15 protein-coding genes are annotated in these 16660 nt (G+C 69.7%); 8 read left to right on the forward strand and 7 right to left on the reverse strand.

Annotated elements, in window-relative coordinates; genetic code table 11:
• Positions 1 to 11: 11 nt before the first annotated feature.
• Positions 12 to 1166, forward strand: coding sequence for a PPE domain-containing protein (locus ACFFQA_RS19235; RefSeq protein ID WP_377853779.1), 1155 nt, complete (start codon positions 12 to 14; stop codon positions 1164 to 1166).
• A gap of 3 nt (positions 1167 to 1169) precedes the next feature.
• Positions 1170 to 1907, forward strand: coding sequence for an ESX secretion-associated protein EspG (locus ACFFQA_RS19240; RefSeq protein ID WP_377853781.1), 738 nt, complete (start codon positions 1170 to 1172; stop codon positions 1905 to 1907).
• A 50-nt stretch (positions 1908 to 1957) separates the two neighbouring features.
• On the opposite strand, the gene ACFFQA_RS19245 is transcribed toward ACFFQA_RS19240, so the two are convergent.
• The 3 genes from ACFFQA_RS19245 to ACFFQA_RS19255 form a co-directional block, all read right to left on the reverse strand.
• Positions 1958 to 3157 (reverse strand): S1 family peptidase, encoded by a 1200-nt coding sequence (locus ACFFQA_RS19245; protein WP_377853783.1) that lies wholly within the window; start codon positions 3155 to 3157, stop codon positions 1958 to 1960.
• 254 nt (positions 3158 to 3411) lie between these two features.
• Entirely contained in the window at positions 3412 to 4533 is a 1122-nt protein-coding gene (locus ACFFQA_RS19250) for a S1 family peptidase (RefSeq protein ID WP_377853785.1), read from the reverse strand.
• 389 nt (positions 4534 to 4922) lie between these two features.
• Positions 4923 to 5672: a hypothetical protein gene (locus ACFFQA_RS19255; protein WP_377853788.1), complete on the reverse strand. Its 750-nt coding sequence runs from the start codon at positions 5670 to 5672 to the stop codon at positions 4923 to 4925.
• A gap of 127 nt (positions 5673 to 5799) precedes the next feature.
• Here ACFFQA_RS19255 and ACFFQA_RS19260 point away from each other — a divergent pair, with 127 nt between their 5' ends.
• On the forward strand, positions 5800 to 6750 hold the full coding sequence (locus ACFFQA_RS19260) for a threonine ammonia-lyase (protein ID WP_377853791.1): 951 nt from the start codon (positions 5800 to 5802) through the stop codon (positions 6748 to 6750).
• A gap of 26 nt (positions 6751 to 6776) precedes the next feature.
• Here ACFFQA_RS19260 and ACFFQA_RS19265 read toward each other — a convergent pair whose 3' ends face one another.
• Positions 6777 to 8285, reverse strand: coding sequence for an MFS transporter (locus ACFFQA_RS19265; protein ID WP_377853794.1), 1509 nt, complete (start codon positions 8283 to 8285; stop codon positions 6777 to 6779).
• Between the two features lie 16 nt (positions 8286 to 8301).
• Positions 8302 to 9060, reverse strand: coding sequence for a GntR family transcriptional regulator (locus ACFFQA_RS19270; RefSeq protein ID WP_377853797.1), 759 nt, complete (start codon positions 9058 to 9060; stop codon positions 8302 to 8304).
• Between the two features lie 306 nt (positions 9061 to 9366).
• Between ACFFQA_RS19270 and ACFFQA_RS19275 the strand changes: the two genes are divergently transcribed.
• Genes ACFFQA_RS19275 through ACFFQA_RS19295 form a run of 5 tightly spaced genes read left to right on the forward strand, consistent with a single transcriptional unit; the run spans position 9367 to position 14934 of the window.
• Positions 9367 to 10641 carry an extracellular solute-binding protein gene (locus ACFFQA_RS19275; protein ID WP_377853800.1) on the forward strand — a complete coding sequence of 425 codons (1275 nt, stop codon included), beginning with the start codon at positions 9367 to 9369 and terminating at the stop codon, positions 10639 to 10641.
• A 7-nt stretch (positions 10642 to 10648) separates the two neighbouring features.
• Positions 10649 to 11617 (forward strand): carbohydrate ABC transporter permease, encoded by a 969-nt coding sequence (locus ACFFQA_RS19280; RefSeq protein ID WP_377853803.1) that lies wholly within the window; start codon positions 10649 to 10651, stop codon positions 11615 to 11617.
• Positions 11614 to 12429 (forward strand): carbohydrate ABC transporter permease, encoded by an 816-nt coding sequence (locus ACFFQA_RS19285; protein ID WP_377853805.1) that lies wholly within the window; start codon positions 11614 to 11616, stop codon positions 12427 to 12429. Before ACFFQA_RS19280 ends, ACFFQA_RS19285 begins: the two co-directional genes overlap by 4 nt.
• Before the next feature lie 7 nt (positions 12430 to 12436).
• The gene (locus ACFFQA_RS19290) at positions 12437 to 13885 is read left to right on the forward strand and encodes a glycoside hydrolase family 3 protein (RefSeq protein WP_377853808.1); all 1449 of its coding nucleotides are present in this window, start codon (positions 12437 to 12439) and stop codon (positions 13883 to 13885) included.
• Positions 13882 to 14934: an SIS domain-containing protein gene (locus tag ACFFQA_RS19295; protein WP_377853811.1), complete on the forward strand. Its 1053-nt coding sequence runs from the start codon at positions 13882 to 13884 to the stop codon at positions 14932 to 14934. The genes ACFFQA_RS19290 and ACFFQA_RS19295 overlap by 4 nt, the downstream gene beginning before the upstream one ends.
• A 406-nt stretch (positions 14935 to 15340) precedes the next feature.
• On the opposite strand, the gene ACFFQA_RS19300 is transcribed toward ACFFQA_RS19295, so the two are convergent.
• Together ACFFQA_RS19300 and ACFFQA_RS19305 are read right to left on the reverse strand one after the other, a co-directional pair.
• Entirely contained in the window at positions 15341 to 15778 is a 438-nt protein-coding gene (locus ACFFQA_RS19300) for a YybH family protein (RefSeq protein ID WP_377853814.1), read from the reverse strand.
• A 26-nt stretch (positions 15779 to 15804) separates the two neighbouring features.
• A complete protein-coding gene (locus tag ACFFQA_RS19305) occupies positions 15805 to 16431 on the reverse strand; it encodes an FMN-dependent NADH-azoreductase (protein WP_377853817.1) in 627 nt (208 codons plus the stop codon).
• Positions 16432 to 16660 lie beyond the last annotated feature (229 nt).

Genomic DNA, 16660 nt, shown 5'->3' on the forward strand with positions numbered 1-16660 from the left:
AGGGGGACGTGATGACCGAGGAACTCGACGTCAACATCAACTGGTTGGCGATTCCGCACCAGAAGCTCTACGACGACATCCACAACGGCCCGGGGGTGGCGGGGGCGCACAGCGCGGAAGCCACCTATCGCGCGATGGAGGCGAAGTTCGTCGCCATCCGCAGCAGGCTGGAGCAGGGACTCCGGGATCTCAAGATCTCCTGGGAGGGCATCGCGGCCAGCTCCGCGGCGGACAGGATCGAGCAGTTCTCGCCGTGGGCGGGCCATGCCGGGGAAGCGTCCAGGAGCCGGAGCTCGTCGACGACGACGCAGATGGGGCACTACGCGCAGGCGCGCAACAGCATGCCCAAGCCAGAGCCTGTGCCACCGATGCCGGGCGGCGAACTGATCAAGTCACTCGCGGGGTTCCTCACCATTCCCGTTGACCGGCACGTCCATGAGGCCGTGGCGCAACAGGCGCACCTGCGGGCCGCCGAGGTCATGGAGACCTACTCGAAGAGCTCCGCCGGGACGGTGGGCGGTTTCACCGCGTACAACCCGCCGCCGGAGGTCAGCGTCGACGTGCCGGATGCGCCCGTTCCCGCACCGCGTCCGCCCATCGGAGGCGGGGGTTCCCGCCCAGCTCCTCGATTCCGGGGCGGCAGCACCGACACCAGCTACACCAGCGAGCAGTCCGTCAACGCGGTTCCTGTACCGGACGATCACGGCGGAAACCTCGATCTTGGCGGAGTCGAGCAGCAGCAGGCCGCGCCGATGCCGGTCACACCGCCGCCGGTAATGGGTCAGGGCGCGTCACCCATCACCGCTGGCGGGGCGGTTGGCACGCCGGGCGGTTTCGCCGGAATCCCCATGGCTGGTAACAGTTTCGGTGGCGCTGGTGGGCTTGGAAGCGTCGGTAGGTCTGCCGGTGGGGCCAGCGGTGTCCCGGTCGGCGGGCCGAACAACAAGGCCATGCCAGCACCTCGCAACGCGCCAGCGGGTAAAGGCGCCGTCGCACGTGGTGCTTCCGGCAAGCCGGGGCAGTCGTTCATGCAGTCCGCGCTCGGTCAGGCGCAGCGCGAGGAGGACTCCGAGCACACGCGGAAGTACTCGATCATCGAGGACATCGTCGGTGAGTTGCCGTTGGTCGCTCCGGCGGTCATCGGCGAGCACACCGACGACAGGTAAGCCGTGTTCACCGAGACTCAGCGTGAGTTCGGCATGTCCGCGTCGGCCTTTCAGGTCGCGTGGGAGCGGCTCGACCTGCCGGACATGCCGCCCGAGCTGCTGGTCATGCCCGCTGGTGTCGAAGAGGCCCAGCGGCGGGCCGTGGTCCATGCGGCGCTGGAGGAACTGAGCGGGATTGACGCCGACGGCTTGGAGCACGCGCTACGGGTACTCGCGCGGCCGTCGCGTTCAGTGGACGCGCGCCTGCCGATGGTTCGGGCGCTGGCGGCGACCGACGACGAGCACGCTGTGATCGCTGTGCTCAGCGGCGATCGCGTGCGGATCGCCGAGATCAGCCCGTACGACATGTGCCGTGCTGCCGTTGGAATGTTGCCCGCAGCCTCTTCGGGGCCGGGCAGTTCCGTTTGTGTGCCGAGTGATGTCGTCGCCACGGCGGCCTCGGTGGCCGGTACTTCGGAGAGCGTGCTCTGTTCCGAGCTCATCCGGCTTGGGGTGCGTACTGAAGACTCGGAACAGTTCGCGTTGATGGTCAAGGACCGGCACAGCAGTGGACAGTTCGGCGTGACTGTGTTGGGGCGCAACGGGATCCGGCGGCGAGGCGATCACGTGGTGTCCTACTTCGATACCGCGCACGGACGGTACCTGATCAAAGAACTCCGTGGATGGCTCACGGTGGCACCTGCCGACTTCCGGGTTCTTGTCGGACAGGTGAACCGGTTGTTGAGCGAGACAGCGCAATAGAAGAAGGTTGCCCCAGTGCGCGCTGGGGCAACCTTCCGTCTTGGAGCGGCTCAGCCGGTGACGAGCGTGAGGCTGTACTCCTTCAGCGCCTCGTTGATCGGCTGGAACCAGGACACCGAGTTCATGCCGGGCTCGGCGTTGGCGTAGCAGCGGAGCTTGCCGTTGACGTCCTTCAGCCGCGCGCCGCTGGTGAGGCCCTGCGCCTGGTCGCCGGAGATGTTGGAACCACCGCTGTCGCCCTGCTCGACGCAGGCGGTGTACTGGGTGAGGCCACGCACGACCACGGTGGAGCCGTCGGCCTGGCCGTACTTCACGGTGACGTTGCGGGCACGGATGGTGCCGCAGGTCCACTGGGTGGTGGAGCCCGACTTGCAGACCGTGCCGCCGAGCGGGGCCTCCTCCGAGCCCTTCACCGTGACGTTGTTGCCGTCCCACTGGTTCACCAGCGGCTGGACGGTCCAGGTCAGCGGGTTCACGGCGACGGCGGCGAAGTCGTTGCCGTCCTTCCAGTTCGTGTTCACGAACTCCCCGATGCCCAGGTTGCCGAGCGCGACGACCGGGCCGGGCTTGGAGCAGTGGCCCGCGGTGACCAGCCGCGGCTCGCCGGAGGAGGTCTTCGCGGCGAAACCCGCGGAGCAGCGGCCCGCGGTGCCACCACCCATGTAGATCGCGTTGCCACCGACCAGGTCACTGGTGGCGACCGCGACTCCCTCGGTCTCCTCAACGCGGACGTTCTGGCCGGTCTTGGCGGCCTCGGCGACGAAGCTCTCGGTGGCCGCGGAGCGCTTGCCCTTGGTGACGGTGACGACGACGGAGTTGGTGGGCTCGTCCACGTACCAGCTGCCGACCTCGGCTGGCGAGGAGCTGGTGCGGCGGTCGAGCTCGGCCTTGGCGCCGTCGAGCTGGGCGCGACTGCCGCGGACGACCCGGACCTCCGCGCCGGTGGCGCGGACGGCGTCGGCGCGGGCGGGGTCGGAGACGGCGACGACCGGCTTGCCGGACTCGATCCACGAGCCCGCGTAGCTCGCGTCCGCGCTGGCGCGGGCCGCGACCTGGGCGGCGTCGGTCTCCTGGCGGACGCGCTGCTTGGCCTGCTCAGCGGAGAGGCCGAAATCCCGCTGCATCGCGGAGAGGACTGCGCCGTTCGGCGAGGTGTTGTCGACCGCGAAGGCGGGCGCGGAGAGGGAACCAGCGGTAGCGGTCACAAGCAGTGCGACGCCGAGGGCACGAGTCGCGGTGCGTCGAGACATCCGAGTCGTCCTTCCGTCAGGTGGACCGAGCCTTAGCCCGTCTGGCGGCAAGCTATGCGACTCTGTGCAACATATGAACCCCTGCTATCACCCTTTTGGGCTAAAAGTTTTTAATCCATCTCACTTAGGTCGCTCTTCGGGCACGCAGCGCACAAAGAAGAGCACCCACGGGTGCAGGGTTCCCGTGGGTGCTCTTCGTGGGGGCAGGCGCCGCCGGAGGGCGGCGGTCTGGCCCCTCCCCGTGATCAGCTCGTTCAGCTGGTGACCAGGCGCAGCCCGAAGCGCGAGAGGATCGGGTTGACCGGGTAGAAGTAGGTCGTACCGCCGGAGGTGCAGTTGCCGGACCCACCGGAGGTCACGCCCTGGGCCTGGTTGCCGGACAGCCAGGAGCCACCGGAGTCACCCGGCTCGGCGCAGGCGTTGGTGCGGGTCATGCCGTTGACCGTGCCCTGGGGGTAGCGGACGGTCTGGTTCTTGGCCTGGATGGTGCCGCAGCGCCATCCGGTGGTGGAGCCGGAGCGGCAGATCGACGCGCCGACGGCCGCCTCGGTGGAGCCGCCAACGGCGACGGTGCCGCCGTTGTAGCGGTTCACCACGCCACGGGAGACCCAGTTGGAGTTGGTGCCGACCCAGGCGTAGTCGTTGCCGGGGAAGCTGGAGCCGCGGAAGCTGCCGGAGGCGACCCGGTTGAAGCCCTGGGTCGCGGTGCCGACGGTGCCGCAGTGACCGGCGGTGACGTAGCCGCCCTGGACGGAGAAGCCGACCGAGCAGCGGCCGCCGCCCATGTAATAGGCGTCGCCGCCGCGGGTGTCGTAGAGCGGGACCGGGGTCTCGTCGCTCTGCTGCACGGTGACCGCGCTGGCGTCGACCCCACTGGCCTTGACGAACTTCTCACCGTCCGCGGTGACCTTCGCGGTCACCACGACGCGGTTGTTCACGGTGTCCACGTACCAGCCGCTCACGCCGTTGGCGTGCTGGTCGGCCTTGTCGAGGGTGGTCTTGACCGCGTCGAGCTGGGCGGCGCTGCGGGCGACCAGCCGGACGTCGGCACCGGCCGCGCGGACCGCGTCGGCCTTGGCCGCGTCGGTCACCGAGACGGTGAGCTTCGAGCTGCCGTTGGCGAAGTGGGCGCCGGCGTAGCTGTCGCCGAGCACGCCGCGCAGGCCGGCCTCGGTCTCGGCCGCCTTCATCTCGTTCGCGGCCCTGGCCTTCGCCTCGTGGGCGGTCAGGCCCAGGTCGCGCTGCATCGCGGTGAGCATCTCCGGGGAAGCGACCGAGTCACTCTCGGCGGCCACCGCCGGAAGGGTGAGGGCCGCCGCCGACCCGATGGCCAGCAGAGCGGTTCCGACGAAGCGGACCGCGTTCTTCGGCTTCATGACATCTCCCTCTTGCTGCAGGGTTCATCCGCGGGCCAGGGCAGGGGGCGCCCGCGGAAGATCTCGAGCTAGGAGGTCGGCACATGCCACGCAGGGGTGAGGCGCGGCCGGTCGCGACGCTGGCTTGCGAGGCCGTGATGGCCCATGCGACGTCCTCCTGGTGAGCAGAGCTGCACTCGCACGGTGACTCACAGTGAGAGCTGAATCACTTTTGGGGGACGTTATGTAGCCGTGACCGCGCTTGGTATCCGCCATTCGGGGCAACAGATGTCAGTTCACGCGCTTTCGCGGCGTGTCGTGTCATATCCCTACTTTCGTAGGGAGCGTCGAGCACTAGCCGGTAGGTCCGTTTTGTTCACGTCGTCCAGCGTGTTGACAGGCAACGCGCGTCAGCCCTCCTGCTGGGGCTCGTTCCCGCCGGGCTGGGTCGTCGCTCGCGTCGGCGGGGCCGTGGTCGACGGCCTGATCGTGGTGACCGGCGGCGCGGTGGTGGTCGGCGGCGCGGTCGTCGTCGGGGCCATGGAGGTGGTCGGCGGCGGCTGGTGCGAGCTGGTCTCGGGCTTCTCGCTGGTCGGCGACGGCTGCTCGACGGGCTGATCCCGGTCGCGGCGCTCGGTGGAGCCGCCCTGGAAGATCTTGCCGATGGTGGAGCCGGAGCCGTTGCCGGACAGCGGCCGGCCGCCGATCAGTTCGATCCCGGTGACCACGGCCATCGCCAGCAGGAACGCCAGCGCGCTGGTCGCCGCGACCACCTGCCAGCGCCGCCGGGTCCACCACGGCTCGCGTCGCGCCCCCGGCTTGGCCATCACCTCGGTCGGCGCGTCGTCCGGTGTGAAAGGGGCGTTGAGGTCGATCGTGGCGCTGGGAGCGTCGAGCGACTTCTCAGCGGTCCTGCTGGTGGCGATCTTCGTGCGGACCGCGTCCCGGCTGCGGTCGAGGGAGTGCTGGTAGAGCGCGCCGCCGATGGTGCTGACGACGCTGGCGAGGGCCGCGCCGATCACGGTTCCCGCGACGCCGAGCTGTGCGCCGAGCACGGCGGCCGTCACCGCCGCCAGCGCGCCCGCGACCACCTTGGTGGTCGTGATGTCCAGCTTGCGCTCTTCCTTGGTTCCCTTGGTTCCTTTGGTTTCCTCGCTCATCGCCCCACGCGCCGTCTTCGTCCGCTCTCTCGCTCGCCCTCTTTGTCTTCCCACCAACGTGGACGGGAACACGGCGTGAAGGGTTGTCGGCACGTGAGCGCGGCCACCATGAGGAGATGATGGGGCCATGCCCGAGCTGATCACGATCGACGACATCCGTTCCGCGGCGGAGCTCCTGCGCGGCACCGCGGTGCGAACGCCGCTCCTGCCTTGTCTCGCAGGGGATTCCGACCGTCCACTGTGGATCAAACCGGAAAGCCTGCAACCCACGGGCGCGTTCAAGATCCGGGGTGCGGTGAACGCGTTGCTGCGCCTGTCGGACGCAGAGCGCGAACGCGGGGTGGTGACCCACTCCAGCGGTAACCACGCGCAAGCGCTCGCCTACGCCGCGAAGGTGGTCGGCGTGCCCTCGGTGGTCGTGGTCCCTTACGGCACACCGCAAGCGAAGATCGACGCGGCGCGGCGGCACGGCGCCGAGATCGTGCAGTGCGAGCTGGCGGTGCGCCAGGAGACCGCGGAGACGATCTCCCGGGAGCGCGGGCTGCCGATGATCCCGCCCTACGACAACCCCCACGTGATCGCGGGCCAGGGCACGGCGGGGCTGGAGATCGCCGAGGACCTGCCGGAGGTCGAGCTCGTGCTCGTCCCCGTCAGCGGCGGTGGGCTGCTCTCCGGCGTGGCGACCGCTGTCAAGGCCCTGTGCCCCCGAGCGAAGGTGATCGGCGTCGAGCCGGAGCTGGCCGCCGACGCCCAGGCCAGCTTCCGCTCCGGCACCCTGGACCGGTGGACCGCCGAGCAGCGCGGTCGCACCATTGCCGACGGTCTGCGCAGCTACCTGTCCGAGCGGACCCTCGCGCACCTCACGGCTCGCGTGGACGACATCGTGACCGTGAGCGAAGACGAGATCACCTCGGCCGTCGGCTGGCTGGCGCACAACGCGCGACTGGTCGCCGAACCCAGCGGCGCGGTCCCGGTCGCGGCCTACCTCAACCGGGCTGACGAGCTGCCGCGCGGCCGGACCGTCGTCCTGGTCAGCGGCGGCAACATGGACGCCGACCTCTTCGCACGACTCGTCTGACCTGCGGGCACGCAACCCAGTGAACGTCAAACTGGCTTGTTCACTGGGTTGCGGACGTGGGTGGGTGGACCTTCCACCCCGCAGGACAGGCACTCTCCTGGCCGCGGTTGCTCAGGCACCTCGGCGGGCTGCTCCTCGGAACCGAGCACGGAGTTGTCGATGCCGAGCGCCAGTACTCCGCCCAGGGCCGCGAGCACCGCGCACACCACGAGCGCGACCTGCCAACCCGCCGTCATCGCCACCGGGTCGGTGTAGGCGTCACCGGTCAGTCCCGCCACCGCGGGCAGCACCGCGACCGCCAGCAGCGTGCCGGTCCGCGCCACCGCGTTGTTCACCCCTGACGCCACTCCCGCGTACCGGTCCGGAGCGGCGGCGAGCACCGTCGCGGTCACCGGAGCGACCACCGCGGCCAGACCGAAGCCGAACACGATCAGCCCCGGCAGCACCCCCGTCAGGTAGCTCGCGCCTGGCGTCACCAGGTGCAGCAGCGCGATGCCCGCCGCGATCAGGAACGGTCCGACGACCAGTTGCAGGCGCGGGCCGATGCGCTGCGCGAGCTTCCCGGAACGGGCGGAGAGCACCAGCATCAGCCCGGTGATCGGCAGCCCGGCCAGCCCGGCGGCGGTCGGCGAGTAGCCGAGGGAGACCTGGAGCTGGAGCACCAGCAGCACCATGATCGAGCCGAGCGCCGCGTACACCACCAGGGTCAGCGCGTTGGACAGCAGGAACGTCCGGTTGGCGAACAGCCCTGGCGGCACGAGCGGCACCGCGCGCCGGGTCTGCAGCACGCAGAAGACGGTCATCGCGACCAGCCCGCCGATGCCGCCGACCAGCACCAACGGGTCGCTCACACCCCGCACTGGAGCCTCCACCAGCGCGGCGGTCACCCCGGCGAGCCCGAGGGCTCCGACAACGGCGCTGAGCACGTCGGGGCGGCGGGCGGCCTCCGGGTCGCTGGACTCCGGGACGTGCCGGACCGCCAGCCAGACGCACACCGCGGCCAGCGGCAGGTTGATCAGGAACGCCAGCCGCCACGAGCCCGCCTGGATCAGCAGCCCGCCGATCAGCGGACCGACAGCCGTTGCGACACCGGAAAGACCGGACCACGCACCGATCGCCCGCGCCCGCTGGTCCCGCCGGAACGCCGACTGGAGGATCGCCAGTGCGCCGGGCGCGAGCAGCGCGCCGCCGACGCCTTGCAGGACGCGGGCCGCCACGAGCAGCTCCGTCGTCGGCGCGAGGCCGCACAGCAGGGAGGCGAGGCCGAACCAGATCGTGCCGACCACGAACACCCGCCTGCGTCCGAAGATGTCCCCGAGCGACCCGGCCACCAGGATCAGCGCGGCGAGGGAGAGCAGGTAGCCGTCGAGGATCCACTGCAACCCGGCGACGGAGGCCTCCAGCTCGCGGCCGATCACGGGCAGCGCGACGTTGACGATCGTGCCGTCCAGCATGGCCATGCCGGAGCCGAGGATGGTGGTGGCAAGTACCGCCTTGGCCTGGGGCGAACCCCAGGTGAGAGTGCCCGCGCTCATACGGGCATTGTCCGCCTCAGCCGGAGGCCGGCGGGTTCAGCCGCGCCACGAACTTGTAGCGGTCGCCCCGGTAGATCGAGCGCACCCACTCCACCGGGTTGCCCTCGGTGTCGAAGGAGTGCCGGGACAGCAGCAGCATCGGCAGGCCGATGTCCGCGCCGAGCAGCTCCGCCTCCTCCGGCGTGGCCAGCGCGGTCTCGATCGTCTCGTCGGCGTGCGCCATCTCCACGCCGAAGCGCTCGCGCAGCACCTGGTAGAGCGAGCCGCCGACGCCGACGTAGCGGCGCAGCCCCCGGAAGCGCCCGAGCGCGAGGTGCGTGGTCTCGATGGCCATCGGCTCGCCGTCGGCCAGCCGCAGGCGCCGCAGGCGCAGCACCTTCGCGCCCGGCCGCACCCCGAGGAACCTGGCGAGCTCGGCCTCGGCGGGCTGCTCACTGGACTCCAGCAGCCGGGAGGCGGGCTGGCGGCCCTGGGCGCGCATGTCCTCGGTGTAGGAGGACAGCTGCAGCCGCTGGGCGACCTTGGGCGCCGCGGCGAAGGTGCCCTTGCCCTGGACCCGCAGCAGCCTGCCCTCGACGGTCAGCTCGGCGAGCGCCTGCCGGACCGTGGTGCGCGAGACGTCGAAGTCCGAGGCGAGTGAGCGCTCGGTCGGGATCGGCGAGCCCGGCGGCATCGAGCGCAGCAGGTCGAGCAGGTGGCGCTTGAGCCCCCAGTACTTCGGCTCGCGCTGGGTCCGGGGGTTCACCCCGGCTTCCGACGACGTCGCGTCAAGCATGGCCTCCCGCTCCCTTCCATGGCATCGACACAACCCGGTTCTCTTCTTGACAAGCATGCCCTAAGCAGCGCCGTCCTCGGTGGAACCCCTCCGGCGCTCGGCTTTACAACGTCTTGGCAACTGCCTTGACATGCCCGAGTGGTCCGGACCACTCTGCACGCATTGGTCTACACCACTTCTGTTCGCCTGGCCACTGATCAGGCGTGACGGGCGGCCGTCGGGGCAGCGGGACTGTGGCGAGACAGTCCCAGGCCGATCTCGTCGCGTGTGGACACCGTGGCCGGGCTGTTGTGAAGGGCGGCATCAGTGAAGGCTTGGGCAAAAGCGGCGGCGGGCGCCATGGCGGTGGCCCTGACCGTGGCCGGGTGTGGCGGCGGTTCCGGACAGAACAACGCCGCGGGCGGAGAGCGCTCGCTCACCGTGTGGTTGATGAACGGGTCGGCACCGACGTCGCTGACCGACGAGCTCCACAAGGAGTTCGAGGCCAAGCACCCCGGTGTGAAGGTCAAGTACGAGATCCAGCAGTGGACCGGCATCCAGGACAAGCTGACCACCGCGCTGGCCAGCAACGAACCCCCGGACGTCGTCGAGCTCGGCAACACGCAGAACCCGAAGTTCTCCAAGGAGGGCGTGCTCACCGACGTCTCCGCGGACGTCAGCGAGCTCAGCGGCGGCCAGTGGCTGGAGGGCCTCAAGCAGTCCGGGGCCTGGCAGGGCAAGCAGTACGGCGTGCCGTTCTACGCGGCCAACCGCGAGGTCATCTACCGCAAGGACCTCTTCGACAAGGCGGGCATCAAGGAGCCGACCTCGCGCGAGGAGTGGCTGGAGGCCATCCGCAAGCTGAAGGCGGCCAACGCCTCCGACCCCGAGTTCCAGCCGCTGTACCTGGCGGGGCAGAACTGGTACTCGCTGCTGTCGTTCATCTGGGACGAGGGCGGTGACATCGCCAAGCAGGAGGGCGAGAAGTTCACCGCCACGCTGGAGACCGCTCAGGTCAAGTCGGCGCTGGAGTTCTACAAGCAGCTCGTGGAGGTCTCCGGCACCAAGGCCCCGAAGGACGCCGACGAGCAGAAGCCGGAGCAGGCGGGCGTCTACGGCCAGGGCAAGGTCGGCATGATCATCGGCCTGCCGTGGGAGGTCGACACCGCGGCCAAGACCAACCCGGACATCAAGAAGAACTCCGCGGCCTTCGCGATCCCGTCGAAGAACGCGGGCAGCACCGCGCCGGTCTTCCAGGGCGGCTCCAACCTGGCCATTCCGGCAGGCACCAAGAACGCCGACCTGGCCAAGGACTACCTGAAGCTGATCACCAGCGCGAAGTACCAGTCGCAGCTGGCCAAGGCGGGCATGGTGCCCGGCACCTCCAAGGACACCGGCGAGCTGGAGGCCACCCCGTTCGGCGCCGCCATGGCCAAAGCCTCGCGCAACGGCAAGGCCGTCCCGGCCAGCCCCAAGTGGAGCACGGTCGAGGAGGGCCAGAACCCGCTGAAGGACATGCTGACCGCGTACCTCACCGGCGCCAAGGACGCGACCAAGGCGACAGCGGACGCGGCGGCCAAGCTCAACGGCCTGCTCGGCTGAGTCGGCCGTGACCGCGACGGTCAACGCGGTGGCGCCGGCGGGATCCGTCCCCCCGGCGCCTCCCGCTGTGCGCAGGCGCCGCCCTGTCGGTGAGCGCGTCCTGCCGTACCTGCTGCTCGCTCCCGCGGTGCTCGCGCTGCTGGTGATGCTGGGCTGGCCGGCGCTGCAGGTGGTCCTGATCAGCTTCCGCAAGCTCGACCTCGGGGAGCTGGTCCGGGGCGAGGTGGTGTGGACCGGATTCGACAACTACGCCGAGGTGATGGCCGATCCGGAGTTCTGGAGCATCACGCTGCGGACGGTGCTGTTCACCGCGGGGTGCGTCGCCGGGACGATGCTGGCCGGGCTGGGCATCGCGGTGCTGATGCGGCACATCGGCCCGAAGGTGCGCATCACGCTGCAGATCACCCTGGTGCTGGCGTGGGCGGTGCCGATCCTGGCGGCGACCACCGTCTTCCAGTGGATCTTCGACCAGCAGTACGGGATCCTGAACAAGACGTTGGTGCTGCTGGGTTTCGACTCCTTCGCCGGGCACTCGTGGTTCGCGACGGGCGCGTCCACCCTGGTGGTGATCGCTCTGCTGATCATCTGGCAGGCCGTGCCGTTCATCGCGTTCACCCTCTACGCCGGGCTGTTGTCGGTGCCGCGTGACCTCTACGAGGCAGCGGGCATGGACGGCGCGAGCGCGCCGCAGACCTTCCGCGCGGTGACCTGGCCGTCGATCGCGCCGCTGGTGACCATGTCGACGTTCCTGTCGGTGCTGTGGGACTTCAAGGTCTTCGCGCAGGTCTGGGCGATCCGCGAGGGCGGCCCGGACGGCGGGAGCACCACGCTGCCGGTGCTGCAGTACCTCAAGGGCATCGCGAGCAGCCACTTCGGTGTCGCCGCCGCGGTCGCCGTCGTGATGACGCTGGTGCTGGTCGTGTTCACCGCGCAGTACCTGCGCATGCTGCTGCGTTCCGGCAAGGAGGAACTGTGAAGCGATTCTCCTTGTCGGCGTTGGCTCTGCTGATCGCCGCGCTGTTCGCTTTCCCGACGTACTGGATGATCTCGACCGCGTTCAAGCCGAGCGGCCAGGTGCTGAGCTCGCGCTACGACCTGGTCCCGTTCGAGTTCACCTTCGACAACTTCGTCACCGCGGTCACCAAGCCGAACTTCGGCAACTTCCTGACCAACAGCCTGGTGGTGACCATCGGCGCGGTGCTGCTCGCGCTGGTCGCCGGGCTGCTCGCCGCGATCCCGTTGTCCAGGCTGAAGTTCCGTGGCCGCAAGGGTTTCCTGCTGCTGGTCCTCATCGCCCAGATGGCACCGCTCGAAGCGCTGCTGATCCCGATGTACCTGATGATGCGGGACCTGGACCTGCTGAACACGTTGCCATCGCTGCTGTTGGTCTACTTCGCGACCACCCTGCCGTTCACGATCTGGACCCTTCGTGGCTTCGTGAACGGGATTCCGGCCGAGCTGGAGGAGGCCGCGATGGTGGACGGGTGCAGCCGCTGGCAGGCGTTCCGCCGGGTGACCCTGCCACTGCTGGGGCCGGCGCTGGTCTCGACGTCGGTGTTCGCCTTCGTCACCGCGTGGAACGAGTTCCTCTACGCGCTGGTGTTCATGCGGGACAAGACGAACCAGACGCTGCCGGTGTGGCTGTCGTCGTTCAAGACCGCGTTCGGCACGGACTGGGGCGGCGCGATGGCGGCCTCGGTGGTCTTCGCGGTCCCGGTGCTGACGTTCTTCCTCATCGTGCAGCGCAACCTGGTCGCCGGCTCGACCGCCGGCGCCGTGAAGGGATAACTCCGCTATGGAGCTTCGGCAGCTCGTGGATTCCGTTCTGCTGCCCGGTTTCCTCGGCACGACACCCCCGGACTGGGTGCTGCGGCGGGTCGCGGAGGGTCTGGGGGGCGTGGTGCTCTTCGCCCGCAACGTCACCGACGACGAGCAGGTGGCGGCGCTGACCGCGCGGCTGCGCGCCGAGCGGCCCGAGGTGGTGGTCGGCATCGACGAGGAGGGTGGCGACGTCACCCGGCTCGACGCGGCGACCGGCTCGCTGGTGCCAGGCAGCCTCGCGCTCGGCGTGGTGGACGACGTCGGCCTCACCTCGGCGGTCGCCTCGGCCCTCGGCGGCAGGCTGGCGGCGTGCGGCGTGACCGTCGACCTCGCCCCGTCCGCCGACCTCACGCTCACCCCGGAGGACCCGATCATCGGGGTGCGCGCGTTCGGCTCCGACCCGCACCGGGCGGCAGCGCATGTCGCCGCCTATGTGTCCGGCATGCAGAGCGCGGGGATCGCGGCCTGCGCCAAGCACTTCCCCGGCCATGGCGCGTCCACCGTGGACTCGCACCACACGCTTCCCGTGCTGCCGCGGACGGAGCAGGAGCTGTGGGAGACCGAGCTCGTACCGTTCCGCGCAGCGGTCGACGCGGGCGTGCGCTCGGTCATGAGCGGCCACCTGGTCGTTCCCGAGTGGGGTCCGGAACCGGCGACGACGAACCGGAGGGCGCTGACGGAGGTGCTGCGCGGCGAGCTCGGCTTCACCGGCGCGGTGATCACCGACGCGCTGGAGATGGGCGCGGTGGCGGGGACCGCCGGGATCTCCGACGGCGCGGTCCAGGCACTGCTGGCCGGAGCCGACGTGCTGTGCGTCGGCGGCGAGCTGGCCGACGCGGAGATCGTCGACCGGCTGGCCGAAGCGCTCGTCGCTGCCGTGCGCGCGGGCAGGCTCCCGGAGGAACGCTTGGCTGAGGCGGCCGAGCGGGCGCGGGCGCTGGGCGGGCCGGTCACGCCGTACGGCACGTGGGACCCCGCGCTCGGCATGCTCGCCGCCCGGCGGGCGCTGCGGGTGACCGGCTCGCTCGACCTGACGGCTCCACCGCTGGTGGTGGACGTGGAGGTGGCCCCGACGATCGCCGCGGGACCGGTTCCGTGGGGCCTGGGACCGCACCTGTCGGAGCTGGTCCCGGGCACCGAGGTGCTGCGGACCACCGGCCGGGGCACCGCCGAGGTGCTCGCCGCGGCACGGGGCCGGCCCGTTGTGGTTGTGACGCGGGACGCCCAGAGGCATCCTGAAGCTCGCGATCTGGTCACGGACCTAGCTAAGATTGGTCTAGACCTGGTGCACGTGGAAACGGGCGTCCCCGGTCCCGACCTGGGCAGTGCCGCCCGCATCGACACCCACGGTGGCTCGTACGTGTGCCTGCGCGCCGCCGCCGAGCTGCTCGCCGCGCACGCGGCGGGGGAGGACAGCCGATGACCAGCCACACCACCAACGCGCCGGGCCGTCACATGACGGCAGAGATCGCCGAGCAGCCGGTGCTGTTCGACAACCTGGTGCGCCGGGCCGCTGAGATCGCGGCGATCGCCGAGCAGATCAACCGCCGCAAGCCGCGCTTCGTCCTGCTCGCCGCCCGCGGCTCCAGCGACCACGCCGCGCTGTACGCCAAGTACCTGATCGAGGTGCTGCTCCAGCTGCCTGCGGGGTTGGTGTCCGCGTCGACCACGACGCTCTACGGCGCGCAGCCGGACCTCACCGACGTCCTGTTGATCACGGTCAGCCAGAGCGGCGGCTCGCCCGACCTGGTCGAGGTGACCGAGTCGGCCCGCCGCCGTGGCGCGCTGACCGTCGCGGTGACCAACACCAGCGACTCGCCGCTCAACCAGGTCGCCGAGCTGTCGGTGGACGTGGGCGCCGGCAAGGAGCTGGCGGTCGCTGCGACGAAGACCTACAGCACGACGCTGCTCGCGCTGTACCTGCTCGTGGACGCGATCCGGGGCGGGAAGGCGGAGTCCGCGCTGGAGATCGGATCACTCGCGCAGTCCACTTTGGATGGTTCCGAGGTCGCGGTCGCGGAGGCCGTGCAGCGCTACCGCTTCGTGGAGCGGATCCTCGCCACGGGCCGTGGCTACTCCTACGCCAGCGCGGCCGAGGCAGCCCTGAAGCTCGCGGAGACCAGCTACCTCGCTGCACGTGCCTACAGCGGCGCCGACTTGCTGCACGGCCCAGTGGCCGCGGTGGACGGTGAGACCGCTGTGCTCGCGGTGACCAGCGCGGGCAAGGGCGGAGAGGCGATGCGCGAGGTCCTTGAGGTTGTGCGGGGTCGGGGCGCCGACGTGTGCGCGGTCGGCTCGGCGTCGGCGGATGTGGCCGCAGCACTGCGGATTGACGTTCCGGTGTGCGCGGAGGAGCTGTCTCCGGTACTGGAGATCCTGCCGTTGCAGCGCCTCGCGCTCGGGCTCGCGCTCGCTCGCGGTGGCGACCCGGACAGCCCGCGTGGCCTCCTGAAGGTCACCAAGACCCGCTGAGCGGACGACTCAGAACCGCGTTGGTCACGACCAACGCGGTTCTTGTCTTTCTGCGTCGTAGTGTCCCGCCAACGAGCTTCTCCACGCCCGGCGTGCACCACATCGCCCGCCGGGTCACCGATCTCGAACGTTCGTAAGCCTTTGGTTCACTGTCGACCAGGCGTCTTCGGATCGGGCTCGCCGTCAGCATGGCGGACCTGGAACGGCCGGAGCGCTGATCTGCGTCCGCGATCCAGGCGATGTAGTCGGCGAGCCCCTCTTCGAGAGGTGTACCCGAGTTCGCCCTGAACGTGCGTGACGGCTTAAGTGCTCGGCGGCGGGCTCGACCTGGTGGCCCAAGTCCGTCAGCCGCTGGAGCAAGTACCTGCTGACCAGCCCTGTACTGCTGGTCAGCAGGACCGGCCGTTCACGATGCGACCGATGGCAGTTCGGGAATCGCGTCGTAGTCGACAGCGAGTTCCGGGTCAGCGCCGAACGGGTGGTCAATGACGAAGCGCCACGTGCCGTCGGCCTGCCTGCGCACTACCTCGCAGCCGTGGTGCTTGAGCTCGACCGGTTCGCCGTCAGGACCCGTTCCGGTGATTCGCCATTGCGAGCGCAGGAGCGCGATGTCTCCGGACTGAGTGACGTGGTGGACGACTAGGTCCATACGCGGGTTGAGCCCCACGTAGCTCGCCATGACCTCGCGGACCGCGGCGCTGCCAGTGGCAAGGCTGCCGCCCGACTCTGGGAGCTTGCGGACGCTGGCTTCGGACTCGTAGAGGCTGGTCGCGGTTTCGAGATCGTTGGCGTTGAAGGCGTGCGCGAGCAGGTAATCCACGTCTTCGGGACGTGTCGCGTGCATGACGGCTCCAGGTCGTTGCAGGGGTGTCAGAAGGACTTGCCGAGCTCACGCGCCTGCGCGTGCGCACGGCGGCGCTCGGCGTCGGCGTCGCCGGTCAACGTGGGATGGAAGCGGACCTCTCTGAGGTCGGTGATGCCGGTCCAGCGCAGCCAATCGCTGAAGTAGGAGGAGTGGAAGTCGCTGCCGAACTCCGGCGCGATCCCGGGCGCCCACACCGCGCTCGTGTAGACGGTGGCGGCCTTCTTGCCCCGTCCCGCCAGCAGGTGCTGGTAGCCGGTCTCCACATCCACGCCGAAGACCCAACCGGGCTGACTGACGACGTCGATGAACTGCTTGAGGACGTAAGGCACCGACGAGTTCCACATCGGCACGCTGAACAGCAGTCGGTCAGCCGAATCGAACCGCTCGAACACCCGGCGCGCCGCAGCCCACGCGTCGCCCTCCTCGCCCTGCGGCTCCCCGCCGCCGAACACTGTCATCTTCGCCCGCGCTCCTGCCGCGAAGTCCGGCAGCGAGCCGTCCCACAGGTCCCAGTGCTCGATTTCGTCGCCGGGGTTGACCTCTCGGTACGCGTCAAGGAACTCCTGCGCGATCCGCAGCGACTCCGACGCCTCACCACGCGGAGATGCGGAGATGTGCAGCACCTTGTTCATCGTCGCACTCCTCAGAATCGGACCACAGTCCGCTTGTTCGACGAGACGACGATAAGGACCACGGTCCGTTTAGGTCAAGACTAAATGGACCACGGTCCGTTTTTGTGGTGCGGAGCACGAGCCACCGACATCGAAGCCGTTCAACGTGGCCGATGATCGCGAGTTGTCCCCATCGGGCCCCGCTGTCCACAGATCGCGGAACGGCGCTGGCCCTCCCCCGCTCCAGCCT

The sequence above is a fragment of the Allokutzneria oryzae genome (genome assembly GCF_042429765.1).
GTDB lineage: Bacteria > Actinomycetota > Actinomycetes > Mycobacteriales > Pseudonocardiaceae > Allokutzneria > Allokutzneria oryzae.

Bases quoted from the DNA above. Each gene is read 5' to 3' on its own strand.
- ACFFQA_RS19270 (WP_377853797.1), bottom strand. From the start codon at position 9,060: ATGCTTGACGCGACGTCGTCGGAAGCCGGGGTGAACCCCCGGACCCAG.
- ACFFQA_RS19260 (WP_377853791.1), top strand. From the start codon at position 5,800: ATGCCCGAGCTGATCACGATCGACGACATCCGTTCCGCGGCGGAGCTC.
- ACFFQA_RS19255 (WP_377853788.1), bottom strand. From the start codon at position 5,672: ATGAGCGAGGAAACCAAAGGAACCAAGGGAACCAAGGAAGAGCGCAAG.
- ACFFQA_RS19300 (WP_377853814.1), bottom strand. From the start codon at position 15,778: ATGCACGCGACACGTCCCGAAGACGTGGATTACCTGCTCGCGCACGCC.
- ACFFQA_RS19305 (WP_377853817.1), bottom strand. From the start codon at position 16,431: ATGAACAAGGTGCTGCACATCTCCGCATCTCCGCGTGGTGAGGCGTCG.
- ACFFQA_RS19265 (WP_377853794.1), bottom strand. From the start codon at position 8,285: ATGAGCGCGGGCACTCTCACCTGGGGTTCGCCCCAGGCCAAGGCGGTA.
- ACFFQA_RS19245 (WP_377853783.1), bottom strand. From the start codon at position 3,157: ATGTCTCGACGCACCGCGACTCGTGCCCTCGGCGTCGCACTGCTTGTG.
- ACFFQA_RS19295 (WP_377853811.1), top strand. From the start codon at position 13,882: ATGACCAGCCACACCACCAACGCGCCGGGCCGTCACATGACGGCAGAG.
- ACFFQA_RS19290 (WP_377853808.1), top strand. From the start codon at position 12,437: ATGGAGCTTCGGCAGCTCGTGGATTCCGTTCTGCTGCCCGGTTTCCTC.
- ACFFQA_RS19250 (WP_377853785.1), bottom strand. From the start codon at position 4,533: ATGAAGCCGAAGAACGCGGTCCGCTTCGTCGGAACCGCTCTGCTGGCC.
- ACFFQA_RS19235 (WP_377853779.1), top strand. From the start codon at position 12: ATGACCGAGGAACTCGACGTCAACATCAACTGGTTGGCGATTCCGCAC.